Consider the following 26,822-nt stretch of genomic DNA (forward strand, 5'->3'; position numbering starts at 1 on the left):
CGCAATGACCCCTTTTGCTAGTGGTGGTCGTATCTGGGGCGGAAGGGGTTCGTGTGAGCTGGCTCTCAATGCGCAGGTCAGAGGCTGTTATGGCATGGGCATGGCGTCCGATATGTACTACTAGGGCGGTTAGTTCGTGATGTGGGTCATGTGGGGTGGTTCACCGATCAACGGGGTTCGAATGTGACCGCGCTCTCGAAGGCGGCGCGGCGGGTGGCTCTGCGTAGTGCCCTGAGCACGGCCGGGCCGAGCGTGAAGGTGAGGACGACCGTGCACAGCGCCCGGCCCAGGTCCCAGCCCAGTGAGGTGGCCACGCAGTAGAGGAAGAAGCGGGCCAGATTGCCGGGGACGGAGTCGTCCGGCTGGAAGGCGATGTTCGAGGCGGTGCCGCTCAGGAACGGCCAGCCGGCGAGGTTGGTGATCGTGCCGTAGGCGAAGGCGGCGAGGAAGCCGTAGACCGCGAGGAGGGTGAGTTCGGTACGGCCGCGGAGGCGCCGCGCGCCCGGCAGCAGGCCCGCGCCCATCGCGAACCAGCCCATGGCCAGCATCTGGAACGGCATCCACGGCCCGACACCGCCCGTGAGCAGGGCCGACGCGAACATCGAGACGCCGCCGAGGGTGAATCCGAAGCCGGGGCCGAGGACGCGGCCGCTGAGCACCATGAGGAAGAACATGGGCTCGATACCGGCGGTTCCGGCGCCGAGAGGGCGCAGGGCCGCGCCCGTCGCGGCCAGTACGCCGAGCATCGCGACCGCCTTCGGGCCGAGGCCCGACTCCGAGATCGTCGCTGCGACCACGACCACGAGCAGGATGAGCAGGCCCGCGAAGAGCCAGGGGGCGTCGGTCGCGTGGGCGTTGAGCTGGGAGCGGGGCGGGGCGAGGAAGGGCCAGCCGAGGGCGGCGACGCCTACGGCGCTCACGAGGACGAGGGCGGCGATGGAGCGGGGGCCGAGGTGGATGACGTTCATGAGCGTCCGCTGCTTCCGAGGGCGTCCTTCACCTGGGCCACGGTGAGCCACTTCTGCGGGGCGAGGATCTTGCTCACCTGCGGGGCGAAGGAGGGCGACGCCACGACCACGTCGGCCGCCGGGCCGTCCGCGATGATCTCGCCGTCCGCGAGCAGGACGACACGGTCGGCGATCTCGGCGGCGAGTTCCACGTCGTGGGTGGCGAGGACGATGGCGTGGCCTTCGGCGGCGAGGTTCTTGAGGGCGGTGGCCAGGCGGGCCTTCGCCGCGTAGTCGAGGCCTCGGGTGGGTTCGTCGAGGAGGAGGAGTGGGGGGCGGGCGGTGAGGACGACGGCCAGGGCGAGGGCGAGGCGCTGGCCCTCGGAGAGGTCGCGGGGGTGGGTGTCGTCGGGGACATCCGTCATGCCTGGGAGGAGGTCGGTGAGGAGGGTGCGGCAGGTGCCGGGCGCTGCGCTCGCGTCGGCGTCGGCTGCGGCGCATTCCGCGGCGACGGTGTCTGCGTAGAGGAGGTCGCGGGGTTCCTGGGGGACCAGGCCGACGTGGCGGATGAGGTCGCGGGGTGGGGTGCGGTGGGGGACGGCTCCGCCGGTGCGGACGGTGCCGGAGGTGGGTGGGATGAGGCCTACGAGGGTGTTGAGGAGGGTGGATTTGCCGGCGCCGTTTCTGCCCATGAGGGCGAGGGTTTCGCCGGGGGTGAGGGTGAGGGTGATGCTGGTGAGGGCGCGGGTGGGGGTGCGGTGGATTGTGAGGGCTTGGACTTCGGCGGCGTGGGGGGAGGGGGGTGGAGTGGCTGAGGTGGGCTTGCGGAACCAGCGGCGTGGGGGCTGGGCGGGGGCGGGTGTCGCTTGCCCGCGCTTGCGGGGTGCCGCTGCGCCCACCCGTGCCGCCCCAGCGGCACGACTGCCCGCAGCTTGCGCGAGGCGCTGCCTCAGACCCGACGCCCTTCTCCTTGCGTCCCTCACTGTGAGTGGTAGCGGCGACCAACCCGCCATCCGGCCCAGGTCCACCACCGGTGGGTACACCGGCGACTCGGCCATGATCTCGGCCGGGGTGCCCAGGCGCAGGGGCTCGCGCTGGGCCGGCAGGAGGGCTATCTGGTCGGCGTACTGGATGACGCGCTCCAGGCGGTGCTCGGCCATCAGGATCGTCGTGCCCAGGTCGTGGACCAGGCGTTGGAGGACCGCCAGGACTTCTTCCGCTGCGGCCGGGTCCAGGGCGGACGTCGGTTCGTCGAGGATCAGGGCCTGGGGGTGGGGGGTGAGGACCGAGCCGATCGCCACGCGTTGCTGCTGGCCGCCGGAGAGGGTGGAGATGGGGCGGGCGCGGAGGTCGGTGAGGCCGAGGAGGTCGAGGGTTTCCTCGACGCGGCGGCGCATCACGTCCGGGGGCAGGCCCAACGACTCCATGCCGTAGGCCAGTTCGTCCTCGACCGTGTCCGTGACGAAGTGGGAGATCGGGTCCTGGCCCACCGTGCCGACGACGTCGGCCAGTTCGCGGGGCTTGTGCGTGCGGGTGTCGCGGCCGGCGACCGTGACCCGGCCGCGCAGGGTGCCGCCGGTGAAGTGCGGAACGAGACCGCTGACGGAGTTGAGGATCGTGGACTTGCCGGTGCCGGACGGGCCGACGAGGAGGACGAGTTCACCCTCGGGCACCTCGAAGTCGATGCCCTGCACGGTGGGTTCGGTCGCGCCGTCGTAGGTGACGGAGACGTCCTCGAAACGGATCACGACGGCTCCTCGGGGGGCGGGGTGACGAAGGCGGGCAGCAGGCCTAGGAGGATCGCGGCCGCGGGGTAGAGGGGGAAGGTGGGGGCGGTCAGGGGGATGACGGTGGGGTGCAGGGCGGCCGGGTCTCGTACGGCCGCTATGGCGAGGGCTGCGGCCACCGCCGCGCCGGAGGCCGTCACCAGCCAGGCGCGGGCGCCCCAGAGGTCGGGGCGGTAACGGGTGCGGGGGGTGCGGCGGCCGCCCAGGCGGAGGCCGGCGAGGGCCGCGGTCACGCCGGCGAGGAGGACGGGGATGCCGTACGTGCCGCCTTCGGCGGTGAGCAGGCCGTACGTTCCCGCGCAGACGCCGAGCAGGCCGCCGAGGGTGAGCGTGGTCGTCGTACGGCGGACGTGGGGCGGGACGTCGGCGGTACGGCCGTAGCCGCGGGCGTCCATCGCGGCGGCGAGGGCGACGGAGCGTTCCAGGGCGCCTTCGAGGACGGGCAGGCCCACCTGGAGGAGGCCACGCAGGCCGGAGTCGGGGCGGCCGCGGAGGCGGCGGGCGGCGCGGAGGCGCTGGACGTCGGCGATGAGGTTCGGGGCGAAGGTGAGGGCGACGACCACGGCCACGCCCATCTCGTACAGCGCGCCGGGGAGGGACTTGAGGAGGCGGGTGGGGCTGGCGAGGGCGTTCGCGGCGCCTACGCAGATGAGGAGGGTGGCCAGTTTCAGGCCGTCGTAGAAGGCGAAGGTCAGGGTTTCCGCGGTGACCTTGCCGCCGAGGCGGATGCCTTGGGCCCAGTCCGGGAGGGGGACCTCGGGGAGGGTGACGAGGGTGTGGGTGCCGGGGAGGGGGGAGCCGAGGGTGACGGCGAAGGTGAGGCGGATGAGGAGGACGGCGAGGGCGAGCTTGACGAAGGCGGAGTAGGAGCGGGCCCAGGGGGTGTGGGGGCGGCGGGCGGCTACTACGTAGGCGGACGTGACTATGAGGAGGGTGAGGAGGAGGGGGTTGGTGGTGCGGGTGGCTGCGATGCCGAGGGAGAGGGACCAGAGCCACCAGGCGCCGGGGTGGAGAGTGGTGGGGCGGGGTTGGTGCTGGGCGGGGGTGGGTTTTGCTTGCCCGCGCCGGCGGGGTGCCGTTGCGCCCACCCGTGCCGCCCTGCGGCACGACTGCCCGCAACTACGCGCGGACGCGTCAACCATGCCTGCGACGCCTTGCCTGCCACATCGCCGCTGCTCCCAACGCCGCCACCGCTGCCGCGCCTGCGAACAGGCCCACCGACGGACCCTCGCTCGACGTCTTCTTCTTCGCCGACGTCTCCTTCTTTCCCGTCGCCACCGGCTCGCCGCAGCCGGTCTCCGGATACCCGGCGATCGCGCACAGCAAGGCGTTCGTGTCGTAGCGGAGGGGCTTGGCCACCGATGCCAGGGCTTCTGCCGTGGTGGCGTTCTTCGGGACCAGTGCGCAGCGCGTGCGGAGTGCCGGTGGGGTTTCGCCTGACGGGGCGTCCGTCCGGGTGCCGAAGTCGATGATCAGGGCCACGCGCTTCTTGCCGCTCGCGGAAGGGGTGTTGGCGCAGATCTTCGCGAACGACGCCGTGCCGCGTGGCTTCGTCGCGTCTGCCGAGTCCTCGCTCACCGCGAAGCGGAAGCCCTGGACGTCGCCGTCCGAGGGGACCGCGGTGGCGGGGCCCTGGGTGGCGTAGGTCCAGGCCGTGCCGGTGCGGTCCCAGAAGGACCAGTAGCGGTAGCCGGTGGCGTGGGCGGCCTGGGTGGAGAGGGGGAGGAGGCAGAGCGCCGCCAGGAGGAGGGGGGTGAGGCGGCGCATCACTGGTGGCGCTTCCTGTTGCGGCCGCTGAGCAGCATGCCGACGCCGGCACCGGCGGCGAGACCGGCGAGGACCGTCCACCACACGGCGTTGCCGGAGCCGTCGTCGGCCTTGTCGGCCTTGTCGGCCTTGTCCGCCTTGGCCGCGGTGGCCGGCTTCCGCGGCGCCGGCCCCAGGGCGTTGAGCTGCTTCACCAGGTCCGTGCCGCCGAAGTCACGGGGGTCGGCGCCGGCCGTCTCGGCGGCGATGATCAGCTGCGCGTAAGCCGCGGGGCCGCTCTGCTTCGCCCAGTCCGCGGAGTTCTTCTCCAGCCACGCGAGCGGCTCGCGCGCGGCCGACGCGCCGTCGCGCACGGCGAGGGCGACGACCGCGTCCGCGGTGTTGCCGTAGTCGGGCTGGTCCTCGGAGCCCGGGAGCGCGGACTTGAGGTAGCCGTCCTTCCGGACCGCCTTCGCGAGGTAGGCGGCGCCGTTGGTCGCGGCCTGCTCGGGGTCGGCGGGACCGTCGGCGCAGTCGCCCTTGCCCCGGTCGTCGGCCTGGGCCGTCACCATGTTGAGGCCCGCGGCGCCGACGACGGCCGCCGCGGTCGCGTCGGCGTTGACGGCCAGCTTGCCCTTCTTGTCCGGCTGGTAGGCGAAGCCGCCGCCGTCGGCACAGGGCAGGGCCAGGTCCAGGAGCGCGTCGTAGGGCGAGTGGCCGTTGCGCAGGACGTCCTTCGCGGGGTCGAGGCCGGTCGCGCTGAGCGCGCCGATGACCACGGCGGTCGAGTTGGCGTCGCTGGGTCCGCCCGGTGTGTAGCCCCAGCCGCCGTCCTTGTTCTGCCAGGACCGCAGCCAGGTCTCCGCCTTGTCGACCACGGCCTGGTGCTCGCCGAGCGCCGAAAGGGCCTGGACGGCGGCTGCCGTGCTGTTGGTGTCGACCAGGGTCTTGCTGTCGCAGGCCTTGGCGGGGTCGGCGCGGAACGGAGCGAACGACCCGTTGGCGCACTGCTGGCCGGCCAGCCAGTCGACGGCCTTCGCCGCGGGCCGCACATCCGCCCGGTGCTGCGCGATCAGCGCCAGCGACTGCCGCCACACCCCGTCATACGTCGGGTCTCCGGCCCCGTACAGCCCCTCCGGTATCGCCACCGACGGCGAAGGCGAGGCGGACGGATCGGCGGCCACGGCCGGTGTGGCCGTGCCGATCACGGCGGTGGCGGCCAGGACCGCGGCGCTGCGGCGGACGTTCATGATCGGCGGTTGCCTCTCCCTGCAAGGGAGCCGGGCGCACGGGAAACCCCCCGGCGGCTCGGCCCCGTAGACCTCGACGGTGCCGTGCACCGGCCGGATGCCGGTGCGCGTGAGCCGGTCAACTGCTCCGTGCGGGGCGATCCGGCTTGCCCGAAAGGGCTTACGGTTGCGGGTCAGCGCCGGAATTGCACCGGCTTCCCCCCGTACGGGTGTGATGACGACGCGGCCACTCTACCCGGCCGTAAACAAGCGGCTGAGGGGCTCCTGTGAGCAGCGATAGGTTCGGGCGCATGGAGATCACGGGGAGACTCATCGGCTCGGGGCGGGCTTCCGACGTGTACGAGATCGACGACGACTGGGTGCTGCGGCGTGACCGGGAGGGCTACGCGGACGCCCTGGCGGAAGCGGCCGTCATGGAACATGTGCGCGGGCACGGCTACCCCGTACCCCAGGTCCGGCTCGACGCCTCCTCGCGCGGCGACCTCGTCATGCGGCGGCTGCACGGGCCGACCATGCTGGCCGCCTTCGCCGCCGGGCGGATCGACGCCCGCGAGGCGGGGACGGTGCTGGCACGGCTGCTACGGCAACTCCACGCCGTTCCCGGACGGATCGTCCACCTGGATCTCCACCCCGACAACGTCATGCTCACCGACGACGGGCCCTACGTCATCGACTGGGCCAACGCCGAGGAAGGCGACCCCGGGCTCGACTGGGGCATGTCCGCCGTGATCCTCGCCCAGGTCGCCGTCGACGGCGAACCGATCGCCGGGCCGGCCCGCGAGATGCTGCCCGCGCTGCTCGCCGACCCGTCCGACCTCACGGAGGAGGGGCTGGCGGAGGCGCGGGAACGGCGGGCGCACAACCCGACGATGAGCCGGCGCGAGACCGAACTGCTCGGTGCCGCCGAGGACTTGATCAGGACCTACCTGTCATGACCTTCCTGTCCTGACCGGCGTCGGGCCCCCGAACGGCAGCCTGAGCCGCCGCGCCGCCAGCAGCCACGTGCCCTCCGCCGACCTCCGGAACTCGTCCTCGTACTGACCGACCTGCACCGGCGGACCCGGCGGGATCGGGCCGTGGGCGTCGCCCTCGTGGCCGTCGACGCGGTACGTCGTGAAGTACGAGGTCGCCGTCGCCGTGTCCGGGGACGTCACCGTGACGAGGATGTTCGACATCACCCGGCGCGAGAGGCGATCCGCCGGCCGGGAGCCGAAGTACGTCCGCAGCGCCTCGCGGCCCTCGGAGCGCCGCCCGTCCCCGGCCGGGAGCGGCCACTCCCATACGCCGTCCTCGGTGAACAGCTCGGCGACGGAGCCCGGTTCGCCGAGGTCGAGGCGGTGGACGAAGTCGATGATCAGGCGTTCGCAGGCGCGCTCGGCCAGGAGCTGTTCCAAGGGGTCCATGCCGCCATGGGATCACACGGCCATGTACATCACCGGCTCGCTTCCCGGTACCGCCTCCGCCCGGCCCAGCTTCACCAGGCGCCGCAGATGCGCCTCCGCCTCCGAGACGGCGATGTTCCTTGAGCCGTACGGGATTTCGGCCCAGGGGCGGTTCCACTCCATGCGCTCGGCGACCTGCCAGGGCGTGAGCGGCTCGACGAGCAACGTGCGCAGCCCGTCGAGGCGTTCCTCGTGGTGGGTCAGCAACTCCCTTACGCGGGCGGGGGCGTCGGTGAAGACGTACTGGTGGGCCGGGAGGATCTCCGCGGGGGCGAGGCGGCCGACGCGTTCCAGGGAGTCGAGGTAGTCGCCGAGGGGGTCGGTGACGGTGGCGTCGTCGGGGTCCTCGTACAGGCCGATGTGCGGGGTGATCTCGGGGAGCAGGTGGTCGCCGGAGAACAGACGGCCGTGGCCCGGGAGTTGGGCCGGGTGCTGTTCCTCCAGGTGGAGGCAGACATGGCCCGGGGTGTGGCCCGGCGTCCAGATCGCGCGCAATCGGCGGCCGGGGAGGGGCAGGAGGTCGCCGGGGACGATCTCGCGGTCCGGAACGGCGGGGGAGAAGCCGGGGAGGCGGCGCGGGCGGGCGGCGCGCAAGGGGGACACATGGTCCTCGGGGGCGCCCGCGGCCTCCAACTTGGCTGTCATATAGGCGAACCAGCGCTCGGGGCGGGTCTCGCCGGTGCGGCGGACGATGGCCGCGTCCGCCGCGTGCATCGCGATCCAGGCGCCGGACGCCTCGCGCACCTTGCCCGACAGGCCGTGGTGGTCGGGGTGGTGATGCGTGATCACCACCCCGTGGATGTCGTCCGGTGAGGTGCCGCAGGCGGTGAGGCCCTCGGCGAGGGTGTCCCAGGAGGCCGGGTCGTCCCAGCCCGTGTCGACCAGCACCGGGCCGCCGTCGGTGTCGACGACGTACACGAGCGTGTAGCCCAGGGGGTTGTCCGGGATGGGGACACGGATGGAACGGACGCCGCCGCCGTGATAACTGACCTGTGTCATGGGCTCCCCTGTCGCCGCGTTCCGGCCACTATAACTAGAACGGGTTTCGATAGGAGCCCAAGTCACCTGTCTGTGCGTGGCGTTACGCGCTCGCGTTGACCTCGTCGATCACCGCGGCCGCCTTCGCGGAGTGCTGTGCGGAGAACTGGTCGTCGCTGACCCGCTCACCCGTCGTGGCGTCGGCCTCGTGATGGCTGACGGCACCGATGATCTGCGGGTTGCCGCCCAGCGCGCCGATGAACACCGGGCCGCCGCTGGAGCCCTCGCCCATGTCGCAGTCCCACTTCAGCCGGTTGTCCAGCGGCCAGAAGGGCGCGGCGTCCTCCGTGTTGCCGTAGCAGTACATCATCTGCTCGCCGTCCATGTCGGTGCGGTGGTACCCGTTGGCGGGGTACCCGACGACGAAGGCGTCCGAGTAGTCGGTGGTGTCCCCGAACACGTACCCCAGGGCGCCGATGTTGTCCTGGAGGTTGCCGTACGTGGCGTGCGGCTTGAGCACCACGGCGGCCATGTCGGAGTCGGTCATGTCACCGCTGTCCAGCCAGGACGTGGGGGCGTACTTGCGGTCGGCCTCCCAGTAACCCCACGGCATCTGGCCGTCCTTGTAGCCCGGCATGAAGAGCAGGTTGGTGAACCAGCCCGCGTCACCGCTGCCGTCGCCGAGGTGGACGCAATGGCCCGCCGTCCAGATGGTGTTGGCGGTGTCGGAGACGATCACCGAGGCGGAGCAGGAGCCCTGGTCGCCGCCGGGCGTGGTGAAGGTGAGCTTGCCGACGACCACGTTGGGGATGGACGTGGACGCCGGGACGTCCTGTGCGACGGCGATGTCGGCCGCGGCGGCGGCCTGCGTCGACAGCAGGGAGGTGGTGGTGCGGGTGGTGGAGGGGGCCACCGCGTCGGCGGAGACGGTGACGCCGGTGGGGGCGGGGGCCGCGGTGCTCTTCTTGGCAGGGGCCTTGCGGACCGGGGCGTCCACCGGGTTGGCGAGGGCTCTCTTGAGCCGCTCCTTCGTCCAGTACTCCCGGATCTTCCCGGCGGGCTTGGTCTCCTCGTCCATGGAGACGGCCGCGCGGGTGGAGCCGGCGGGCGTCTCGGGTGTCTGTGCCGAGGCCGGGGTGACCAGGCCGGCGAGGAGCGCGGCGGTACAGGCCGCGGTGACACGTATGCGCTGGAGGTTCATCTCCCTCTTTCCTGTGGGGGCTACCAACAGTCAGGGGTGAACACGGCCTTGATCCCGTCGCACGCGTACACCACCGGCATCTCGGCCGGTTCGGAGTACTTCACGCGGGCCCGCACCCAGCGTTCCTCGATCTCCTGGGTGCTCATGTCCGAGGTGTCGGGCACCTGTTGGCCATGCTCGGTGAGGAGGTCGCGCAGACCGCGGATCATCTCGTCGCGCGTGGCGGGGGTCTCCGTGGCCACCGAGACCCCGGTGCCGGAAGTGCCCTGTCGCGCCGAGATCATCCAGCCGGTCCCGCAGGCGACGACTGTCACGACGGCCGCCGCGACGAGTACGGGACGGCGACGCCGGACCTTGCGATTGCTTGCCATTCCCTTTGCCTCCCCCTGACTTGATCATCGTAGGAGCGGGGCGGGCGCGGAGGTGTGGCGAACCGGTGTGAGGTCTGTGGACTCATCCGAGTAGAACTGGTATCAGTTCCGTTATCTGATGAACCGTCAGAGTCAGCTCCCGGGGAGGCAGTCGGCCATGACCGAGCTCGTGGAACACGGACAGCTGTTCATCGGCGGGGAGTTGACCGACCCCCTCGGCAAGGACGTCATCGAGGTGATCTCCCCGCACACCGAGGAGGTCATCGGACGCGTCCCGCACGCCGCGCAGGCGGACGTGGACGCCGCCGTCGCCGCCGCCCGGCGCGCCTTCGACGAGGGACCCTGGCCGCGGATGAGCCTCGACGAGCGCATTGAGGTCGTCACCCGCATCAAGGACGGCATCCTCACCCGGCACGAGGAGATCGCCCGCGTGATCTCCTCCGAGAACGGGTCGCCGTACTCCTGGAGCGTCCTCGCGCAGGCGCTCGGCGCGATGATGGTGTGGGACGCGGCGATCACCGTCGCGCGGAACTTCACGTACGAGGAGCAGCGCGACGGAGTCCTCGGCAAGATCCTCGTCCGCCGTGAGCCGGTCGGCGTCGTCGCGGCCGTAGTGCCGTGGAACGTCCCGCAGTTCGTCGCCGCCGCCAAGCTCGCGCCCGCGCTGCTCACCGGCTGCACGGTGATCCTCAAGCCGTCGCCGGAGTCGCCGCTGGACGCGTATCTGCTGGCCGAGATCACGAGGGAGGCCGGGCTGCCGGAGGGCGTGCTGTCGATCCTCCCGGCCGACCGTGAGGTCAGTGAGTACCTGGTCGGACACCCCGGCGTGGACAAGGTCTCCTTCACCGGCTCGGTGGCGGCGGGCAAGCGCGTGATGGAGGTCGCGTCACGGAATCTGACCCGCGTCACCCTCGAACTGGGCGGGAAATCGGCGGCGGTTGTGCTGCCGGACGCGGACGTGGAGTCGACGGTCGCCGGTGTCGTGCCGGCCGCCTGGATGAACAACGGCCAGGCGTGCGTCGCCCAGACCCGCATCCTCCTCCCGCGCTCGCGCTACGACGAGTTCGCGGACGCCTTCGCGGCGGCGGCGAGCGCGCTCGTGGTCGGCGACCCGCTGGACCCGGCCACGCAGGTCGGGCCTCTTGTGGCCCAACGCCAGCAGCGACGCAATCTCGACTACATACGGATCGGCCAGGAGGAGGGCGCGAAGATCCTCACCGGCGGCGGCCGTCCGCCGGGCCTGGACAGGGGCTGGTACGTGGAGCCCACCCTCTTCGGCGACGTCGACAACTCCATGCGGATCGCCCGCGAGGAGATCTTCGGCCCGGTCATCTGCCTTCTCCCGTACGGCGACGAGGCCGAGGCCGCGAAGATCGCGAACGACTCCGACTACGGGCTCAGCGGCAGCGTGTGGACGGCGGACGTGGCCCACGGCATCGAGTTCGCGCGCGGGGTGCGGACGGGCACGTACAACGTCAACACCTTCAGCCTGGACATGCTCGGCCCGTTCGGCGGCTACAAGAACTCGGGGTTGGGCCGGGAGTTCGGCCCGGAAGGCTACGGCGAATACCTCGAACACAAGATGATCCACCTCCCGGCCGGCTGGGAGGCGTGAGCGCGATGGGGGTACCTCCCGCGCGAGCGTATTCGAGCGTGGGGGCGGGGGACCGCTGGCAGGTAGAGGTCGACCGTTCGATCTGCATCGGCTCGGCCCAGTGCGTCCACCGCGCCCAGGGCGCCTTCCGACTCGACTCCGGCATGCAGTCCCACCCCGTCGAACCGGAGACCGACGCCAACGAGAAGGTCCTGGAGGCCGCCGAGAACTGCCCGGTCGAGGCCATCATGATCACACTCCTGGGCAGCGGGGAGCCGGTGTTCCCGCCCGAGGAGTGAACCCTTAGGCTCCTGCGGTCGTCATCAGGGATCGCGGGAGTGAGCGTGCGGAAGTCCGAGGCCAAGCGGCTGATCAAGCAGGCGTACGAGGCGTGGGACGCGGAGGACTGGCTGGGCGCGGCCGGGGGCTTCGAGGAGGTGCTCGCACACTTCCCGGACGAGAAGGACAGCGCGGTGTGGTGGTACGACGCCGCGCTCGCCCACAAGTTCCTGCGCAACTGGCAGAAGGCGTACGAGCTGGGGCGCGAGGCCGCGGCGCGTTCGCCCCGAGGGCAGGGCGACCCGGCGTACTGGAACCTCGGTATCGCGGCGACCATCCAGCGCGACTGGGCGACGGCGCGGGACGCCTGGGCCGGCTTCGGCATCGAACTCCCGGACGGGGAGGGCGAGATCGAAACCCCGGGCGGGCACGCGTGCGTGCGGCTCGACACGGGCGGCGAGCGGGAGGTCGTATGGGTCGAACGGCTGTGTCCGACGCGCGGCCGCGTGCTCAACGTGCCGCTCACCGGCGGACGGCGCTACGGCGAGATCGTCGTCCACGACGGCGCACCGAACGGCGAGCGGATCGTCGACGGCGCGACCTTCCCCGTCTTCGACGAGCTGCTGCTCTTCGAGGCCTCCGAGCTGCCCACCCTGGAGGTGACCGTCGCCGCGGGCGAGCGCGCCGACCTGGAGGCGCTGGTCGGGCTGTTCACCGAGCACGGCTACGGCGCCGAGCCCGCGAGCAGCATCCGGATGCTGTGCGCCTGCTGCAGCGAGGGCACCCACGAGCAGGAGCGCAGCGTCGAGGCGGGCGCCCAGCAGCTCTCGCTCGCGGCCCCGCCGGAGGAGGCGCGCCGGCTGCTGGAGCGGTGGGCGGGACAGACGGCGATCGGGCGGAGCTGGAGCGGGCTGGAGCCGGTCGGATAGGTGGGGCGTGGCCGCGAAAAAATATCCAAATTAGGGGGTTCCGTCCCCGCTCTGGCGTTCTATTCTGGAAGTGGCCTACGGGACGAGTGAGGGAGTCCGACCGGAGTAGCCGACTCTGGCGCGACGCGGAGGTTCAGCATCCGCCGGTGCCGACGTCGACGGTCGGGCTGAGAGGCCGGAAGGCAGCGGTAAGGCCGGAAGGCGACCCCCAGAACCTGATCCGGACCATGCCGGCGAAGGGAACCCGTCTCGTAGGTTTTCTACGGCCCTTCGCCTTCAGGTGCTGTGAGATCGATCAGCCGGCACACCGTCTCGATGTCGATCTTGACCTGGGCGATGGAGGCGCGCCCCGAGAGCCAGGTGATCAGCGCCGAGTGCCAGGTGTGCTCGATGACCCGGACCGCGGAGAGCTGCGCCGGCGTCGGGTCGGCCAGCCCCATCGCGTCCAGGATGATCACTGTGGTCTGCCGCGACACCTGGTCGACCTCGGGGGAGACGCTCCGGTCGGCGAAGGTGAGCGCGCGGACCATCGCGTCGGCCAGATGCGGCTCACGCTGGAGCGCGCGGAAGGCGCGCATCAGCGTCTCCGCCACCCGCTCCGCCGCCGTCTCGCCCTGCGGAGGCTTCTTCCGCAGCGTGCCGTGCATGTGCTCCAGCTGGTCCTGCATGGTCGCGACCAGCAGATGCACCTTCGACGGGAAGTACCGGTACAGCGTCCCGAGCGCCACCTGGGAGGACTCCGCGACCTCCCGCATCTGCACGGCGTCGAAGCCGCCCCGGCTCGCCAACTGGGCGCTCGCGTGCAGGATGCGGCGCCGACGGGCCTCCTGCCGCTCGGTGAGCGGCGGCGAGTCGGTCCGCGCCGTACCGGCTTCGACCTTGACCGGCTTGACCGGTTTGGCCGGTGGCTTGGCTTGCGCAGGCATGGGTCGGGTCCCGTTCCGTGACAATCGGTGAGGGCGAATGATCGCACAGCATGACAGGGGCCTCGGCCGTGGCGCGAATCACCTGATCCACTGCTCACACCGCCCCTACCTGCCGGTAGATTCAGAGCCTCTTGGACGATCAAGTCTGAAACTTGTTCTAGATTAGCGTCCCGGCGTAATCTCGCGGGAAATAGCAGGGAGAAGGGGGCCCGGAGTGACCGCTGAGGCCAGTCAGGCGGGGTCCCAGGCGGACCCGGCCGCGGACGGCGAGCGACCGCTCAACATCGCACTCCTCACCTATAAGGGAAACCCGTTCTGCGGCGGCCAGGGCGTCTACGTCCGCCATCTCTCCCGCGAACTGGCCCGCCTCGGCCACCGCGTCGAGGTCATCGGCTCCCAGCCGTACCCGGTCCTCGACCCGGGCCTGGAGGACCGGCTGTCCCTCACGGAGCTGCCGAGCCTCGACCTCTACCGCTCCCCGGACCCCTTCCGCACCCCGAAGCGCGACGAGTACCGCGACTGGATCGACGCCCTCGAGGTCGGCACCATGTGGACCGGCGGCTTCCCCGAGCCCCTCACCTTCTCGCTCCGCGCCCGCCGCCATCTGCGCGCGCGGCGCGGCGAGTTCGACGTCGTCCACGACAACCAGACGCTCGGATACGGCCTGTTGGGCGACGTCGGTGCCCCGTTGGTCACCACCATCCACCACCCCATCACCGTGGACCGGCAGTTGGAGCTGGACGCGGCGGAGGGCTGGCAGCGCCGCTACTCGGTCCGCCGCTGGTACGCCTTCACCCGCATGCAGAAACGGGTCGCCCGCCGACTGCCCTCGGTCCTGACCGTCTCCGGCACCTCCCGCCAGGAGATCGTCGACCACCTCGGCGTCCGCGACGACCGCATCCACGTGGTCCACATCGGCGCCGACACCGACCTGTTCAAGCCGGATGCCTCGGTACGACGGCTGCCCGGCCGGATCGTCACCACCTCCAGCGCCGACGTCCCGCTCAAGGGCCTCATCTACCTCATCGAGGCCCTCGCGAAGGTCCGCGTCGAGCACCCCGACGCCCACCTCGTCGTCGTCGGCAAGCGCGCCGAGGACGGGCCCGTCGCCCAGGCCATCGAGCGGTACGGCCTCGAAGGCGCCGTCGACTTCGTCAAGGGCATCTCCGACGCCGAACTCGTCGACCTGGTCCGCTCGGCCGAGATCGCCTGCGTCCCGTCCCTGTACGAGGGCTTCTCCCTCCCGGCGGCGGAGGCGATGGCCACGGGGACGCCGCTGCTGGCCACGACCGGCGGAGCGATCCCCGAGGTCGCCGGTCCCGACGGGGAGACGTGCCTTGCGGTACCGCCCGGCGACGCGGGGGCGCTGGCCGCCGGTCTGGGCCGACTCCTCGGTGACCCGGAGTTGAGAGCCCGCCTCGGCCGGGCGGGCCGTGAGCGAGTACTGGCCCGCTTCACCTGGGCCCGAGCCGCAGAGGGAACGGTCGCCAGGTACCGAGACGCGATGGCCCGCTCCGCGGGCACGATTCCCGGCCGCTCCGCGGCCTCAGTGACTATGACAGGCATCTCATCCGAAAGCAGGGCCACGTGCTGACCGTCGACTTCTCCCGGTTCCCGCTCGCCCCGGGCGACCGCGTCCTGGACCTCGGCTGCGGAGCCGGCCGGCACGCGTTCGAGTGCTACCGACGGGGTGCCCAGGTCGTGGCCTTGGATCAGAACGCCGACGAAATCCGCGAGGTCGCGAAGTGGTTCGCGGCGATGAAGGAGGCGGGCGAGGCCCCCGAGGGCGCCACCGCCACCGCCATGGAGGGCGACGCCCTCGCGCTGCCCTTCCCCGACGAGTCCTTCGACGTCGTGATCATCTCCGAGGTCATGGAGCACATCCCCGACGACAAGGGCGTGCTCGCCGAGATGGTCCGGGTGCTCAAGCCCGGCGGCCGGATCGCCATCACCGTCCCGCGCTACGGCCCCGAGAAGGTCTGCTGGGCGCTGTCCGACGCCTACCACGAGGTCGAGGGCGGCCACATCCGCATCTACAAGGCGGACGAACTGCTGGCGAAGATCCGCGAGGCCGGCCTGAAGCCGTACGGCACCCACCACGCGCACGCGCTGCACTCGCCGTACTGGTGGCTGAAGTGCGCGTTCGGCGTCGACAACGACAAGGCGCTGCCGGTGAAGGCGTACCACAAGCTCCTGGTCTGGGACATCATGAAGAAGCCGCTCGCGACCCGGGTCGCCGAGCAGGCCCTCAACCCGCTGATCGGCAAGAGCTTCGTGGCGTACGCGACCAAGCCGCACCTGCCGCGGGTGGACGCCAAGTGACCACTCCCCGGACAGAACACCTCGTCCTGCCCGGGGTGCTGACCGCCGAACAGGCCGCCGCGACCGTCGCTGGCATCCGCGCCGTACAGCGCGAGGACGGCGCGATCCCGTGGTTCCGCGGCCACCACCTCGACCCCTGGGACCACACCGAGGCCGCGATGGCCCTCGACGCGGCCGGCGAGCACGAGGCGGCGGAGCGGGCCTACGACTGGCTGGCCCGGCACCAGAACACGGACGGCTCCTGGTACGCGGCGTACCAGGACGGGGACTTCGCGGAGGTCACCGACCGGGGCCGCGAGACCAACTTCGTCGCCTACATAGCCGTAGGGGTGTGGCACCACTACCTCTCGACGGGCGACGACACCTTCCTGGACCGCATGTGGCCGTCGGTCTACGCGGCGATGGAGTACGTCCTGCGGCTGCAACAGCCGGGCGGCCAGATCGGCTGGAAGGGCGAGGAGGACGGCAGCTTCACGACCGACGCGCTGCTGACCGGCTCCTCGTCGATCCACCACGCGCTGCGGTGCGCCCTGGCCATCGCCGAACAGCGTGAAGAGCCGCAGCCGGACTGGGAGTTGGCGGTAGGGGCCCTGCGTCACGCGATCCGCCGCCACCCGGAGCGGTTCCTGGACAAGGACCGCTACTCGATGGACTGGTACTACCCCGTCCTGGGCGGCGCGTTGACCGGCGCGGAGGCCAAGTCCCGTATGGAGAAGGACTGGGAGCGCTTCGTCGTCCCCGGCCTCGGTGTGCGCTGCGTCGTCCCCAACCCGTGGGTGACGGGCGGCGAGTCGGCCGAACTCGCCCTGGCCCTCTGGGCGATGGGCGAGTCCGACCGCGCGCTGGAGATCCTCCAGTCCATCCAGCACCTGCGGGACGAGGAGTCCGGCCTGTACTGGACGGGCTACGTCTTCGACGACGACGCGATCTGGCCGCGGGAACTCACGACATGGACGGCCGGATCGCTGCTGCTCGCGGTCGCCGCGCTGGGCGGCGACGAGGCCACGTGCCAGGTGTTCGGCGGCGAGCAGTTGCCGAGGGGCCTCGATCCGGACTGCTGCGACTGAGAACGCGCCTCAGTGGCGGTGCACCCGGTTGGCGATGGCGTGCCCGACGAACAGGTAGACCACGGCCGCCAGCCCGTACCCGGCGACGACCCGCGCCCACGCCTCGTCGAAGGTGAACAGGTCATGGCTCCAGCCCGCCAGCCACAGGGCCGCGTCGTGGATGAACTGCACGAAGTCGTTGGCCCGGTTGGCGTCCAGCAGGTACATCAGGATCCAGAGACCCAGGATGAGGGCCATGATGTCGGCGACGATCGCTATGACCGTGCCGGCCGAATTGGCACTGCTGCGATATCGAGGGGACATACCTGTCGGGTTGCCGCTCAACCCGGTATGAAACCCGAACGGGTTCGCCCAGGTGGCGGCGGACGCGAGGCGGGGTGAAGCTGCCGGGAGACGTGTACGAACCCTCCCGGAGGCCGCTGTGCCCGCACCGATTCGCCGCCTGCTGCCGGCACTGACCCTCTGCTGCGCCCTGCTCGCCGGGGCCACGGCCTGCGGTGGCGACGACGACAGCGAGGCGGCGGCGTCCCCCACGACCTCCGCCGAACGGCAGAAGTTCGCCAAGACCCGGTTCGTGGCGAACGCGGGGCTCGCGGCCGGGGCGACGTACCAGTGGATCGTGAAGCCCTGGCGGGCGGGGAAGTTCAAGAGCGGCGCGGACGGCCGCAGGGTGGCGCTGGTGAAGGCGGGCCTGGCAGGCACGTTCGCCTACAACCGCCTCAAGGCCGCCTCCCGCAACGCAGAGGGCGACCCGACCCTGGCCAAGGCGGTGGCCCCGCTGACGGCAGGCATCGACGCGTTGAAGGACCTGCCGTCGAAGCTCCGCAAGGGCGACACGAGTGTCGCCGGCACCTTCGACGACGTCATCAACCAGGTGAAGGACGCCGGGAAGAGCGCGGGCGCGGAGGTGACGGAGAAGGTGCCGTCGACCGCGCAGCTCACCTCTTCCTAGGAGTTGAGCTCCGCCAGCAACCGCAGCGTGTCCCGGTCCGGCGCCAGCGCGAGCAGATCGGTGACCGGCCCCTTCCGCCACAACTCCAGCCGCTCGGCGATGCGTTCACGCGGCCCGACGAGAGAGATCTCGTCGGCGAAGGCGTCGGGGACCGCCAACACCGCCTCCTCCCTGCGGCCTTCGAGGAACAGCCGCTGAATCCGGCGTGCCTCCTCCTCGTACCCCATGCGGGCCATGAGGTCGGCGTGGAAGTTGCGACGGGCGTGCCCCATGCCGCCGATGTAGAAGCCGAGCATGGTCTTCACGGGGAGCAGCCCCTCGCGTACGTCGTCACAGACGCGGACTTGAGCCATGGGCGCGACGAGGAAGCCCTCGGGGGCGTCGGCGAGGGAGGCTTCGTACACCTCGGGCCGGGTGGGGGACCAGTACAGGGGGAGCCAGCCGTCGGCGATACGGGTGGTCTGGGCGATGTTCTTGGGGCCCTCGGCACCGAGGAGGATCGGGAGGTCGGGGCGGAGGGGGTGGGTGATGGGCTTGAGGGGTTTGCCGAGGCCGGTGGCGTCGGGGCCGGTGTAGGGGTGGGAGTGGAAACGACCGGCCAGTTCAACGGGGGCCTCACGCCTGAGGACTTGGCGAACGACATCGACGTACTCCCGTGTCGCGGTCAGTGGCGACTTCGGGAACGGGCGGCCGTACCAGCCCTCCACCACCTGTGGACCGGAGAGGCCCAGGCCGAGCATCATGCGGCCGCCCGAGAGGTGGTCCAGGGTGAGCGCGTGCATCGCCGTCGTGGTGGGGGAGCGAGCCGCCATCTGGGCAACCGCCGTGCCCAGCTTGATCTTTGAGGTCTGGGCGGCGATCCAGGTCAGTGGCGTGAAGACGTCCGACCCCCAGGACTCGGCGGTCCACACGGAGTCGTAACCGAGCCACTCGGCTTCCTGCGCGAGCCGCACATGAGCGGGGTTGGGGCCACGCCCCCAGTAGCCGAGCGCGAGACCGAGCCGCATGCCTGCCTCCTGACGGTACGTCAGACTCCGGTCGGGGAGGCGACTGTACGACAACGGCCCCTCACCCGGAAGGGAGAGGGGCCGTGCGTTGGTTGTCGCTCCGGGCTCAGCCGCGCTGGATGCCCGAGGTGTCCTGAAGGACGCCGCGACGGCCGTCCTGCGTCTGCGCGACGAGGGCCGGGCCACGCTGCTCGACGGCCAGGTACCAGGTGCCCGGCGCCAGTTCGGCGATCGGCGTCTGCGAGCCGTCCTCGGCGAAGAGGGGGCGCGCGACGGGCACGGCGAACCAGAACGGCGAGAAGTCCGACGCGGCCGGCGCGGGCTGCCCCGGCTGCGGCTGGCCCGGCTGGGGCTGACCGGCGTTGAACGGGGCGGTCGGCTGCGGCTGACCACCGTAGGGCTGACCGGGCTGCGGAGCGCCGGCACCGGGGTAGCCGTAACCGCCGGGGGGCTGGGCGCCGTAGGGCTGGGGGGCGGCGGGGCCGGGGGCGGGGAGGAGGGCGCCCTTCAGGGCCGGGAGCAGCGGGGTGGCGATCGCACCGGCGGCGAGGACCAGCGATGCGATGAAACCGAGGATGAGACCGGCACCCGCCTCGACGCCGTCCGGGACGTCCACCAGCGCCCAGAACATGATCCAAACGACGAGCACCGTGAACGCCGCGCCGACCACACCGAGATCCAGACCGGCGACCTTGCGCGGCTGCGGCAGGATGCGGTTGACGACGATCAGGGCAGCACCGATGACTCCACCCATGTAGATACCCATGCCGGTGTCGAGGGTGTCCCACGCGCTCGGAGCGCCGCTGTAGCCATCGAGGGAGTAGATGTCGAGGAACGACGCGATGAACAGCAACACCGCTGCTCCGATCACCACGCCGTCGCCTCGAGTGAGGGAGCGGATATTCACTTCAAGGTCCTTCGGTTCAGTCGTCTCATCATCGGCATCGCTGGAGGCGTCGCTGTCACCATGTCGCCGTCAGGCCCCGGTGTGAAGCGCGGGGGTGGCCCCTCATCGTAAAGACGACCTTATCGTCCGTCCGACGAGGCTGTCCGCAGGGATCAACCCGCGAACCACTAGCCGCGCAGGAAACTCACGATTCCTTCAGAGATCCCCTGCGCGGCCTTCTGCCGCCACGTACCGCTGGTCAGCAACGCCGCGTCCTTGGTATCGCGCATGTTGCCGCACTCGATGAACACCTTGGGAACCGTTGACAGATTGAGACCGCCCAGGTCCTTACGCGTGACGAGGCCGGTGCCGTCGCCGACGTAGTTGGAGGGGGCGCTGCCCGTGACGCGGACGAACTTGCCCGCGATGCGCTCGCCGAGGTCGGCGGAGGAGGCGACGATCGGGCGGGTGTCGGCGGCGCCCGCGTGGACGCTGCCGGGGAGGATGACGTGGAAGCCGCGTTGACCGGCGCCCGCCCCGTCGGCGTGGATGGAGACGACGGCGTCGGCGTGGGCCTTGTTGCCGATGCGGGCCCGCTCGTCGACGCACGGGCCGTACGTACGGTCGCCGTCCTGCGTCAACTTCACCGTGGCGCCCTGCTTTTCGAGGAGCGTGCGCAGCCGGTGGGCGACGTCGAGGGTGAACTTGGCCTCGGTGTAACCGGAGTTGGTGGACGTGCCCGTCGTATCGCATTCCTTCCAGTTCGTGCCGATGTTCACCTTCTTGTTGATCTCGGCCGTGTGCTGGAAGTTGCTCGGGTTGTGCCCGGGGTCGATGACGACGACCTTGCCCTTGAGGGGGCCGGAGGCCGCGGGGGCGGACGTCGAGGGCGTCGGGCTCGGCTTCTCGTCGTCCGTCGACTTGGGGGCGGACGTGGAGGCCGCCGGTGCGCTCGACGAGGAACTCGGCGTGCCCACGGCCTCGCTCGCGTCCCCGCCCGATCCGCCCACCGCCTCGTACACCAGCCATCCGAGCAACGCGCCCGGCACGAGGGCGGCCACCGCGACCGTGAGGGGGCGGCGCCTGGGGCGGCGGGGCTGGGGAGGATCGAAGTCCGGGCCTACGTACGACACGACAGCCACCCTAGCGAGAGGTCAGCGGCGACGCGGGGTGGCTGCGGCCGAGCGGGTCGTTTCATCCGAACGGCACACCGGCGTCGCTCACGGTCGAGGGATATGCCGAGAATCGCCCATGAGATCACCTATGCGCGCCATAGTCGGCGCCCTCGCCACCGTCAGCGTCACCGTCGCCGCGGCGGTCGTACTGGGCGCGCCCGCGGCCCAGGCCTCCCCGTTCCCCTGCACCCCACCGGAAGACGCCTGTGCCGTCGACTACGTCTACAACGAGCCGGGCGTAGGCACGGGCAACGTCATCCAGACCCCGGTCGACTTCGACCTCAACGTGAAGCCCTGAGGCGTCGCAGCACCCGCAGCGTCCCCGTGACGGAGATCTCCTCGAACGCTCCCGACTCCAGCGCCCGCAGATAGATCCGGTACGGCGCCTGCCCCGTGAACTCGTCCTTCGGGTCCGGGTGCACGTCGTGGATGAGGAGCAGCCCACCCTCCGCGACATGGGGCGCCCAGCCCTCGTAGTCGGCGCTCGCGTGCTCGTCCGTGTGCCCGCCGTCGATGAAGACGAGGCCGAGCGGGGAGTTCCAGATGTTCGCGACCTGCGGGGACCGGCCGACGAGCGCCACGATGTGGTCTTCGAGACCGGCCCGGTGCAAGGTGCGGCGGAACGTCGGCAGCGTGTCCATCAGCCCGAGTTCCGGGTCGACCGTCTCCGGGTCGTGGTACTCCCATCCCGGCTGCTGCTCCTCGCTGCCCCGGTGATGGTCGACGGTGAGCGCCGTCACCCCGGCCGCGCGGGCAGCGTCCGCGAGGAGAATCGCGGAACGCCCGCAGTACGTACCGACTTCGAGGAGGGGCAGCCCGAGCGCCCCAGCTTCAACGGCCGCCGCGTACAGGGCAAGCCCTTCGTGCGTGGGCATGAATCCCTTGGCACCCTCGAACGCGGCGAGGATCTCGGGCTTGGGGACCGCGGCGGTCATCGGGTTCCCTTTCGGTCGTACGGGGCTATGGGCGCCCATGGTGCACCACACCCCCATCACGCCCGGTGACGGGGGTGTTTTTGCTTTTAGGGGCGCGGGGAACTGCGCGACCAGCCACAACGCACCCGCACCCGACAACGAACCCCTACGCGGTCACCGTCTCACCGGGCAACGAAAGATCCAGGTCCACAGCACGGTCGTCACCGGCATGGCTCGCGGACGAGGCAAGCGGCCCATGCCCAGAGGCCCGTGCGGCAAGCACATACGCCCCCTCCGCCGGAACGGCCAGCGCATAGCTCCCGTCCTCCTCGGACAGCGTCGCCCCCGCCTGCCGCCCACGGCGGTCGATCAGCGTGACCTTCGCGCGGGCGACAGGGGAACCGTCGGCGCCGAGGACCCGCCCCCGAAAGCCCCGCAGAACAGCCTCCGCACGCTCCAGATTCGCGTCCTCCTCGCTGCTCGCGTGCAGCTGCGGCGCCCGGTCGGGCTTCGGCAGGAACAGGGCCATCAGCAGGCCGATCGCCACCGCGCCGGTCGCGATGAGGAAGGAGACACGGAAGCCGTGCATGGTCGGGATCTCGACGCCGTTCACGGTGTTCGCGGTGTTGGCGAGGACCATGCCGATGACGGCGCTGGACACCGACGTACCGATGGACCGCATCAGCGTGTTGAGGCCGTTCGCCGCGCCCGTCTCGGACGCCGGCACCGCGCCGACGATGAGCGCGGGCAGCGAGGAGTACGCGAGGCCGATGCCCGCGCCGAGGACGACCGCGATGACCAGGCTCTGCCAGGCCGCGCTCATCAGGCCGAGGCCGGCGCCGTAGCCGATCGCGATGATCAGCATGCCGAGGATGAGGGTGGTCTTGGGGCCGTACTTGGCGGACAGACGGGCGTAGACGGGCGCCGTGAACATCATCGTCAGGCCCAGCGGGGCGACCAGCAGACCGGCGACGACCATGGACTGGCCGAGGCCGTAGCCGGTGGCCTTCGGGAGCTGGAGCAGCTGGGGAAGGACGAGCGAGACGACGTAGAACGAGACACCGACCATGATCGAGGCCAGGTTGGTGAAGAGGACCGCGGGGCGGGCCGTGGTGCGCAGGTCGACGAGGGGGGCCGCGGCGCGGAGCTCGTAGACGCCCCACAGGACGAGGACGACGGCGGACGCGGCGAACAGGCCGAGCGTGGTGCCGGAGGTCCAGCCCCAGTCGCTGCCCTTGGTGATGGGCAGGAGGAAGAGGACCAGGCCGGTGGAGAGACCGAGGGCGCCGAGGAGGTCGAAGGTGCCTTCCGCGCGCATCTTCGATTCCGGTACGACGAGCAGGGTGAGCGCGATGGAGAGCGCGCCGAGGCCCGCGGCGCCGTAGAAGAGGGCGTGCCAGTCGGCGTGCTGGGCGATCAGGGCCGCGAGGGGGAGGGCGAGGCCGCCGCCGACGCCGATGGAGGAGCTCATCAGGGCCATCGCCGAGCCGAGCTTCTCGCGGGGCAGCATGTCGCGCATCAGGCCGATGCCGAGGGGGATCGCGCCCATGGCGAAGCCCTGGAGGGTGCGGCCGACGATCATCAGGAGCAGGTCGCTGGTGAGCGCGCTGACGAGGGCGCCGACCACCATGACCGAGAGGCTGGCGATCAGCATGCGGCGCTTGCCGTACAGGTCGCCGAGGCGGCCCATGATCGGGGTGGCGACGGCGCCGGAGAGAAGGGTCGAGGTCAGGACCCAGGTGGCGTTGCTGGGGGCGGTGTCCAGCAGCTGCGGCAGGTCCTTGATGACGGGGACGAGCAGGGTCTGCATCACCGCGACGACGATGCCCGCGAAGGCGAGCACCGGGACGACGGCGCCGCTTGCGGTGCGGGCGGGCTGGTCGGTCGGCGTAGGTCTCATGTGTGCAAGCAACTCGGTGTGCCCGGGCAACTATTCCGATGCTTTGGCCAGCTAACGATTTCTTTATCTTCTCTTGACGCTAGGCGCCTGAGGCGGGGCTGGGCGGGTCTGTGGACCTAGACCGAAATCCCGATGCCAGGGGCGCACGGCGGTTGAGAGTATTACGCCCATGTCCCGAGCCGCCGAAGTCCCGACCGCCGCCGCGCCCCCTCGCCGTACCGCCCCGCCCGCCTGGGTCGTGGTGGCGCTCGCGTGTGCCGGACAGTTCCTCGTCGTGCTGGACGTGTCCGTGGTGAACGTGGCGCTGCCCTCGATGCGGGCCGATCTGGGCATGAGCGCGTCCGGGCTGCAATGGGTGGTGAACGCGTACGCGATCGCCTTCGCCGGGTTCATGCTGCTCGGCGGGCGGGCCGGGGACCTGTACGGGCGCAAGCGGATGTTCCTGGTCGGGCTCGGCCTGTTCACGCTGGCCTCGCTCGCCGGCGGACTGGCCCAGGACGGCTGGCAGCTGCTGCTCGCGCGGGCCGTGCAGGGGCTCGGCGCCGCGGTGCTCGCGCCCTCGACGCTGACGATCGTCACGTCCGCCGTCCCGGAGGGGCCCGCACGCGCGCGTGCCATAGCCACCTGGACCGCGGTGGGCGGAGGCGGCGGCGCGGCGGGCGGGCTGGTCGGCGGCGCGCTGGTCGACGTGTGGTCGTGGCGCTGGACCCTGCTGATCAACGTGCCGGTCGGGGCCGTCGTGCTCCTCGGCGCCCTGTGGTGGCTGAACGAGAGCCGGGCCGGGGACGGGCGGCGGCTCGACCTGCCCGGCGCGGTGCTGGTGACCGCAGGCCTGGCGACACTGGCGTACGGCATCTCCCGGACGGAGGCCGCGGGGTGGACGTCGGCGGACGCGGTGGTTCCGCTGGTCGTCGGGCTCGCGCTGATCGGGCTCTTCCTCGCCGTCGAGGCGCGTACGGCCGCCCCGCTGATGCCGCTCGGACTGCTCCGGGTCCGGTCGGTGGCCTCGGCGAACGTGGCGATGTTCCTGTCCGGCTCGGCCATGTTCTGCATGTGGTTCTTCATGACGCTGTACGCCCAGAACGTGCTCGGCTACTCGCCGCTGGAGGCCGGGCTCGCCCTCGTGCCCAGCTCGCTGGCCGTGATCCTCGGCTCGAAGGCGGCACCGCGGCTGATGCGGGCCGTGGGGGCGCGCAGGGCGGCGGTCGTGGGGACGTGCGTGGCGGTGGCCGGGTTCGCCTGGCAGTCGACGATGACGGTCGACGCCGGGTACGTGGTGACGATCATGTGCCCCGGCATCCTGATGATGCTGGGCGCGGGCCTGGCGACGACACCACTGGCCGCGCTGGCCACGTCGGGGGCGGCGCCGGGGGAGGCCGGGCTGGTGTCGGGGCTGGTCAACACCTCGCGCACGATGGGCGGCTCGCTGGGGCTCGCGGTGATGTCGACGGTCGCGGCGCAGCGGACGGGGGACCGGGGGACGGCGGAGGCGCTGACGGAGGGGTACGCGCTGGTGTTCCGTACGGGGACCGGGGTGCTGATCGGCGGTGTGCTGCTGATGCTGGTGTGGCTGCCGCGGGGGGTTCCCGCGGGCTCTGCGGGTTCCGCGGGCTCCGAGGGCTCCGCGGGCTCCGTGGGCTCCTTGGGCGGTGTTCCCCGGGGCGCGGTGGAAAAGTCCTCGGAGTGAGGCAACGGTCCGGGCGGCTCATGGACTCCTTTGAACATCTAGGAGGTGCCCATGGGGGATCGCAAGGAGGCTCGGGACGCTGAGTTCCAGAGCTTTGTCATCGGCCGCTGGCCGCGGCTGCTGCGGACGGCATTTCTCCTCACGGGGGAGCAGCACGCCGCGGAGGACCTGGTCCAGTCGACCCTGGAACAGGTCTACGTGGCCTGGCGCAGAGTCGGCTCGGCCGACGACCCGGAGGCGTACGTACGGCGCGTGATGATCAACGCGCACGCGAGGAAACACCGCAGAAAACTCAGGGAGTTCCTGGCTCCCAAGGACGACTCGGGGTTGGTCCGCGAGATCGCCGACACCGGTGACCGCATCGCGCAGGCCGAGGACCGCAGCGCCCTGCTCAAGGCGCTGGCCCAGCTGCCACCACGGCAGCGCGAGGCGGTGGTCCTGCGCTACTGGGAGGACCTGACCGAGACCCAGACCGCCGAGGCGATGGGCTGTTCCGTCGGCTCGGTGAAGAGCAACGCGGCCAAGGGGATCGCGAAACTCCGCGCCATACCGGGGCTGGCCGACATGGTGACGCAGGGAGGGCGGAAGTGATGAGCGCGGACCGGGAGACGAACCACGACATGACGAACAGCGACATCACCCTCCTGCTGGCCGACGCCACGGACGAGGTCGAGATCGGCATAGCCCCCTACGACGCGGTGATCCGCGGCGGCCGCCGCCGCAAGGCCCGCCGCTGGGCGGTGGCCGCGGCCACGGCACTCGTGATCGCCGGGTCCTCGGCGACGCTCGCGGTGGCGGGGCTGCCGGGCGGGAGCGGCACGGTGGCACCACCGGCGACCCAGGCCCCGACGGCGACTGGGGCGGACCTCTACACCCCTCAGCGCACGACGCTCGCGACCGGCGTCGAGGACGGCAAGGAGTGGCGGGTCCTCATCGACGTCTGGGCGGCACCGCGGACCGAGTCCCAGGCCGCGGGCCAGCTGGAGGCGATGGGCGAGTACGGCGACGTCCCGACGGGGGTGACCAAGGCCACCGAGCTGATCGGCAAGAGCTCGTACGTGACGTTCCTCAGCGACGGCGACAGCGCCGACCGCGACCACCGCAGGGGCGTCTACGAGGACGCGTTCGAGGAGACCGACATCCCCATGAGGGGCACGGACGTCGAATCCGCCGCGATTCCCTTCAGGACGAGCAACGAGCATGTGGAACGCCTGGTGATCGGCATGGTCGGCAAGAACGCCGACCAGGTCACCTGCACCTGGAAGGACGGCACGGCGACAAAGGTCGATCGCCCGCGGAACAACGCGGAGACCAGCACCGACCAGCCGGCGATCCGCACGGCCGAGGGCTCCCCGGTGGACTGGTTCGTGTGCCTGGCACCGAAGGGGACGGAGTACGGGTCGGCGGACGTGACGGCGGTGAGGCAGTAGGGGAGGCCGGTCGGGGGTGGGGTGCGAGGGTG

Annotated in this window: 28 protein-coding genes and 1 riboswitch; of the genes, 12 read left to right on the forward strand and 16 right to left on the reverse strand. The window is 71.1% G+C overall.

Annotated features, from left to right (window positions below; all coding sequences use genetic code 11):
• Positions 1-167: 167 nt before the first annotated feature.
• The 5 genes from IQ210_RS32530 to IQ210_RS32550 are packed head-to-tail and all read right to left on the reverse strand — an operon-like array spanning position 168 to position 5,730.
• The gene (locus IQ210_RS32530; protein WP_194082768.1) at positions 168-968 is read right to left on the reverse strand and encodes an ECF transporter S component; all 801 of its coding nucleotides are present in this window, start codon (positions 966-968) and stop codon (positions 168-170) included.
• Positions 965-2,695 (reverse strand): ABC transporter ATP-binding protein, encoded by a 1,731-nt coding sequence (locus IQ210_RS32535; RefSeq protein WP_194082769.1) that lies wholly within the window; start codon positions 2,693-2,695, stop codon positions 965-967. Before IQ210_RS32535 ends, IQ210_RS32530 begins: the two co-directional genes overlap by 4 nt.
• A complete protein-coding gene (locus IQ210_RS32540) occupies positions 2,692-3,876 on the reverse strand; it encodes a CbiQ family ECF transporter T component (RefSeq protein ID WP_194082770.1) in 1,185 nt (394 codons plus the stop codon). The genes IQ210_RS32535 and IQ210_RS32540 overlap by 4 nt, the downstream gene beginning before the upstream one ends.
• Complete coding sequence (locus IQ210_RS32545; RefSeq protein ID WP_228048784.1) at positions 3,869-4,501, reverse strand: SCO2322 family protein; 633 nt, start codon at positions 4,499-4,501, stop codon at positions 3,869-3,871. Before IQ210_RS32545 ends, IQ210_RS32540 begins: the two co-directional genes overlap by 8 nt.
• Positions 4,501-5,730: a prenyltransferase/squalene oxidase repeat-containing protein gene (locus IQ210_RS32550; RefSeq protein ID WP_194082772.1), complete on the reverse strand. Its 1,230-nt coding sequence runs from the start codon at positions 5,728-5,730 to the stop codon at positions 4,501-4,503. Before IQ210_RS32550 ends, IQ210_RS32545 begins: the two co-directional genes overlap by 1 nt.
• Positions 5,731-5,848: 118 nt before the next feature.
• Positions 5,849-5,984: riboswitch (cobalamin riboswitch) on the reverse strand.
• A 36-nt stretch (positions 5,985-6,020) separates the two neighbouring features.
• Between IQ210_RS32550 and IQ210_RS32555 the strand changes: the two genes are divergently transcribed.
• The gene (locus tag IQ210_RS32555; protein WP_194082773.1) at positions 6,021-6,665 is read left to right on the forward strand and encodes a phosphotransferase; all 645 of its coding nucleotides are present in this window, start codon (positions 6,021-6,023) and stop codon (positions 6,663-6,665) included.
• Here the strand turns inward: IQ210_RS32555 and IQ210_RS32560 are convergent.
• From IQ210_RS32560 to IQ210_RS32575, 4 genes are all read right to left on the reverse strand, one after another.
• On the reverse strand, positions 6,660-7,133 hold the full coding sequence (locus tag IQ210_RS32560) for a nuclear transport factor 2 family protein (protein ID WP_194082774.1): 474 nt from the start codon (positions 7,131-7,133) through the stop codon (positions 6,660-6,662). The two genes, IQ210_RS32555 and IQ210_RS32560, sit on opposite strands and share 6 nt — an antisense overlap.
• A gap of 12 nt (positions 7,134-7,145) precedes the next feature.
• A complete protein-coding gene (locus IQ210_RS32565; protein WP_194082775.1) occupies positions 7,146-8,171 on the reverse strand; it encodes an MBL fold metallo-hydrolase in 1,026 nt (341 codons plus the stop codon).
• Positions 8,172-8,253: 82 nt separating this feature from the next.
• Entirely contained in the window at positions 8,254-9,351 is a 1,098-nt protein-coding gene (locus tag IQ210_RS32570; RefSeq protein ID WP_194082776.1) for a trypsin-like serine peptidase, read from the reverse strand.
• Positions 9,352-9,371: 20 nt separating this feature from the next.
• Complete coding sequence (locus tag IQ210_RS32575; protein ID WP_194082777.1) at positions 9,372-9,722, reverse strand: hypothetical protein; 351 nt, start codon at positions 9,720-9,722, stop codon at positions 9,372-9,374.
• A gap of 157 nt (positions 9,723-9,879) precedes the next feature.
• On the opposite strand from IQ210_RS32575, the gene IQ210_RS32580 reads away from it, so the two are divergent.
• From IQ210_RS32580 to IQ210_RS32590, 3 genes are read left to right on the forward strand one after another with little or no spacing between them, the layout of a single operon-like run.
• Entirely contained in the window at positions 9,880-11,337 is a 1,458-nt protein-coding gene (locus IQ210_RS32580; protein WP_194082778.1) for an aldehyde dehydrogenase, read from the forward strand.
• Positions 11,338-11,342: 5 nt separating this feature from the next.
• A complete protein-coding gene (locus IQ210_RS32585; RefSeq protein ID WP_194082779.1) occupies positions 11,343-11,615 on the forward strand; it encodes a ferredoxin in 273 nt (90 codons plus the stop codon).
• A 45-nt stretch (positions 11,616-11,660) separates the two neighbouring features.
• The gene (locus IQ210_RS32590; RefSeq protein WP_194082780.1) at positions 11,661-12,524 is read left to right on the forward strand and encodes a tetratricopeptide repeat protein; all 864 of its coding nucleotides are present in this window, start codon (positions 11,661-11,663) and stop codon (positions 12,522-12,524) included.
• 260 nt (positions 12,525-12,784) lie between these two features.
• Here the strand turns inward: IQ210_RS32590 and IQ210_RS32595 are convergent, their stop codons facing one another.
• Entirely contained in the window at positions 12,785-13,450 is a 666-nt protein-coding gene (locus IQ210_RS32595) for a TetR family transcriptional regulator (protein WP_194082781.1), read from the reverse strand.
• Between the two features lie 214 nt (positions 13,451-13,664).
• On the opposite strand from IQ210_RS32595, the gene IQ210_RS32600 reads away from it, so the two are divergent.
• Genes IQ210_RS32600 through IQ210_RS32610 form a run of 3 tightly spaced genes read left to right on the forward strand, consistent with a single transcriptional unit; the run spans position 13,665 to position 16,839 of the window.
• Positions 13,665-15,044: a glycosyltransferase family 4 protein gene (locus IQ210_RS32600; RefSeq protein ID WP_194082782.1), complete on the forward strand. Its 1,380-nt coding sequence runs from the start codon at positions 13,665-13,667 to the stop codon at positions 15,042-15,044.
• Complete coding sequence (locus tag IQ210_RS32605; protein ID WP_194082783.1) at positions 15,038-15,772, forward strand: class I SAM-dependent methyltransferase; 735 nt, start codon at positions 15,038-15,040, stop codon at positions 15,770-15,772. The genes IQ210_RS32600 and IQ210_RS32605 overlap by 7 nt, the downstream gene beginning before the upstream one ends.
• Positions 15,769-16,839: a prenyltransferase/squalene oxidase repeat-containing protein gene (locus tag IQ210_RS32610; protein WP_194082784.1), complete on the forward strand. Its 1,071-nt coding sequence runs from the start codon at positions 15,769-15,771 to the stop codon at positions 16,837-16,839. Before IQ210_RS32605 ends, IQ210_RS32610 begins: the two co-directional genes overlap by 4 nt.
• 9 nt (positions 16,840-16,848) lie before the next feature.
• On the opposite strand, the gene IQ210_RS32615 is transcribed toward IQ210_RS32610, so the two are convergent.
• The gene (locus tag IQ210_RS32615) at positions 16,849-17,142 is read right to left on the reverse strand and encodes a hypothetical protein (RefSeq protein ID WP_109499129.1); all 294 of its coding nucleotides are present in this window, start codon (positions 17,140-17,142) and stop codon (positions 16,849-16,851) included.
• A 118-nt stretch (positions 17,143-17,260) separates the two neighbouring features.
• Between IQ210_RS32615 and IQ210_RS32620 the strand changes: the two genes are divergently transcribed.
• On the forward strand, positions 17,261-17,791 hold the full coding sequence (locus IQ210_RS32620; protein ID WP_194082785.1) for a hypothetical protein: 531 nt from the start codon (positions 17,261-17,263) through the stop codon (positions 17,789-17,791).
• Here the strand turns inward: IQ210_RS32620 and IQ210_RS32625 are convergent.
• From IQ210_RS32625 to IQ210_RS32635, 3 genes are all read right to left on the reverse strand, one after another.
• Positions 17,788-18,798, reverse strand: coding sequence for an LLM class F420-dependent oxidoreductase (locus tag IQ210_RS32625; protein WP_194082786.1), 1,011 nt, complete (start codon positions 18,796-18,798; stop codon positions 17,788-17,790). The two genes, IQ210_RS32620 and IQ210_RS32625, sit on opposite strands and share 4 nt — an antisense overlap.
• A 106-nt stretch (positions 18,799-18,904) precedes the next feature.
• Positions 18,905-19,705: a DUF5336 domain-containing protein gene (locus IQ210_RS32630; RefSeq protein WP_194082787.1), complete on the reverse strand. Its 801-nt coding sequence runs from the start codon at positions 19,703-19,705 to the stop codon at positions 18,905-18,907.
• A 167-nt stretch (positions 19,706-19,872) separates the two neighbouring features.
• On the reverse strand, positions 19,873-20,817 hold the full coding sequence (locus IQ210_RS32635) for an N-acetylmuramoyl-L-alanine amidase (protein ID WP_194082788.1): 945 nt from the start codon (positions 20,815-20,817) through the stop codon (positions 19,873-19,875).
• Between the two features lie 130 nt (positions 20,818-20,947).
• Here IQ210_RS32635 and IQ210_RS32640 point away from each other — a divergent pair, with 130 nt between their 5' ends.
• Positions 20,948-21,157 (forward strand): chaplin family protein, encoded by a 210-nt coding sequence (locus tag IQ210_RS32640; protein ID WP_194082789.1) that lies wholly within the window; start codon positions 20,948-20,950, stop codon positions 21,155-21,157.
• On the opposite strand, the gene IQ210_RS32645 is transcribed toward IQ210_RS32640, so the two are convergent.
• Positions 21,141-21,794 carry a class I SAM-dependent methyltransferase gene (locus tag IQ210_RS32645; protein WP_194082790.1) on the reverse strand — a complete coding sequence of 218 codons (654 nt, stop codon included), beginning with the start codon at positions 21,792-21,794 and terminating at the stop codon, positions 21,141-21,143. The two genes, IQ210_RS32640 and IQ210_RS32645, sit on opposite strands and share 17 nt — an antisense overlap.
• Positions 21,795-21,939: 145 nt before the next feature.
• Positions 21,940-23,673, reverse strand: coding sequence for an MFS transporter (locus IQ210_RS32650; protein WP_194082791.1), 1,734 nt, complete (start codon positions 23,671-23,673; stop codon positions 21,940-21,942).
• 169 nt (positions 23,674-23,842) lie between these two features.
• On the opposite strand from IQ210_RS32650, the gene IQ210_RS32655 reads away from it, so the two are divergent.
• Genes IQ210_RS32655 through IQ210_RS32665 form a run of 3 tightly spaced genes read left to right on the forward strand, consistent with a single transcriptional unit; the run spans position 23,843 to position 26,790 of the window.
• Positions 23,843-25,360 (forward strand): MFS transporter, encoded by a 1,518-nt coding sequence (locus tag IQ210_RS32655; RefSeq protein WP_194082792.1) that lies wholly within the window; start codon positions 23,843-23,845, stop codon positions 25,358-25,360.
• A gap of 51 nt (positions 25,361-25,411) precedes the next feature.
• A complete protein-coding gene (locus IQ210_RS32660) occupies positions 25,412-25,951 on the forward strand; it encodes a SigE family RNA polymerase sigma factor (protein WP_194082793.1) in 540 nt (179 codons plus the stop codon).
• Positions 25,951-26,790: a hypothetical protein gene (locus IQ210_RS32665; RefSeq protein ID WP_194082794.1), complete on the forward strand. Its 840-nt coding sequence runs from the start codon at positions 25,951-25,953 to the stop codon at positions 26,788-26,790. Before IQ210_RS32660 ends, IQ210_RS32665 begins: the two co-directional genes overlap by 1 nt.
• Positions 26,791-26,822 lie beyond the last annotated feature (32 nt).

It is taken from the genome of Streptomyces justiciae (assembly GCF_015163075.1).
In the GTDB taxonomy this organism is placed as follows: Bacteria; Actinomycetota; Actinomycetes; order Streptomycetales; family Streptomycetaceae; genus Streptomyces; species Streptomyces justiciae.

Coding starts and splice junctions, on each gene's coding strand:
- IQ210_RS32565 (WP_194082775.1), bottom strand. CDS start 8,171: ATGACACAGGTCAGTTATCACGGCGGCGGCGTCCGTTCCATCCGTGTC.
- IQ210_RS32665 (WP_194082794.1), top strand. CDS start 25,951: ATGAGCGCGGACCGGGAGACGAACCACGACATGACGAACAGCGACATC.
- IQ210_RS32560 (WP_194082774.1), bottom strand. CDS start 7,133: ATGGACCCCTTGGAACAGCTCCTGGCCGAGCGCGCCTGCGAACGCCTG.
- IQ210_RS32655 (WP_194082792.1), top strand. CDS start 23,843: ATGTCCCGAGCCGCCGAAGTCCCGACCGCCGCCGCGCCCCCTCGCCGT.
- IQ210_RS32580 (WP_194082778.1), top strand. CDS start 9,880: ATGACCGAGCTCGTGGAACACGGACAGCTGTTCATCGGCGGGGAGTTG.
- IQ210_RS32555 (WP_194082773.1), top strand. CDS start 6,021: ATGGAGATCACGGGGAGACTCATCGGCTCGGGGCGGGCTTCCGACGTG.
- IQ210_RS32640 (WP_194082789.1), top strand. CDS start 20,948: ATGCGCGCCATAGTCGGCGCCCTCGCCACCGTCAGCGTCACCGTCGCC.
- IQ210_RS32550 (WP_194082772.1), bottom strand. CDS start 5,730: ATGAACGTCCGCCGCAGCGCCGCGGTCCTGGCCGCCACCGCCGTGATC.
- IQ210_RS32650 (WP_194082791.1), bottom strand. CDS start 23,673: ATGAGACCTACGCCGACCGACCAGCCCGCCCGCACCGCAAGCGGCGCC.
- IQ210_RS32585 (WP_194082779.1), top strand. CDS start 11,343: ATGGGGGTACCTCCCGCGCGAGCGTATTCGAGCGTGGGGGCGGGGGAC.
- IQ210_RS32625 (WP_194082786.1), bottom strand. CDS start 18,798: ATGCGGCTCGGTCTCGCGCTCGGCTACTGGGGGCGTGGCCCCAACCCC.
- IQ210_RS32660 (WP_194082793.1), top strand. CDS start 25,412: ATGGGGGATCGCAAGGAGGCTCGGGACGCTGAGTTCCAGAGCTTTGTC.
- IQ210_RS32530 (WP_194082768.1), bottom strand. CDS start 968: ATGAACGTCATCCACCTCGGCCCCCGCTCCATCGCCGCCCTCGTCCTC.
- IQ210_RS32545 (WP_228048784.1), bottom strand. CDS start 4,501: ATGCGCCGCCTCACCCCCCTCCTCCTGGCGGCGCTCTGCCTCCTCCCC.
- IQ210_RS32570 (WP_194082776.1), bottom strand. CDS start 9,351: ATGAACCTCCAGCGCATACGTGTCACCGCGGCCTGTACCGCCGCGCTC.
- IQ210_RS32540 (WP_194082770.1), bottom strand. CDS start 3,876: ATGGTTGACGCGTCCGCGCGTAGTTGCGGGCAGTCGTGCCGCAGGGCG.
- IQ210_RS32645 (WP_194082790.1), bottom strand. CDS start 21,794: ATGACCGCCGCGGTCCCCAAGCCCGAGATCCTCGCCGCGTTCGAGGGT.
- IQ210_RS32615 (WP_109499129.1), bottom strand. CDS start 17,142: ATGTCCCCTCGATATCGCAGCAGTGCCAATTCGGCCGGCACGGTCATA.
- IQ210_RS32575 (WP_194082777.1), bottom strand. CDS start 9,722: ATGGCAAGCAATCGCAAGGTCCGGCGTCGCCGTCCCGTACTCGTCGCG.
- IQ210_RS32595 (WP_194082781.1), bottom strand. CDS start 13,450: ATGCCTGCGCAAGCCAAGCCACCGGCCAAACCGGTCAAGCCGGTCAAG.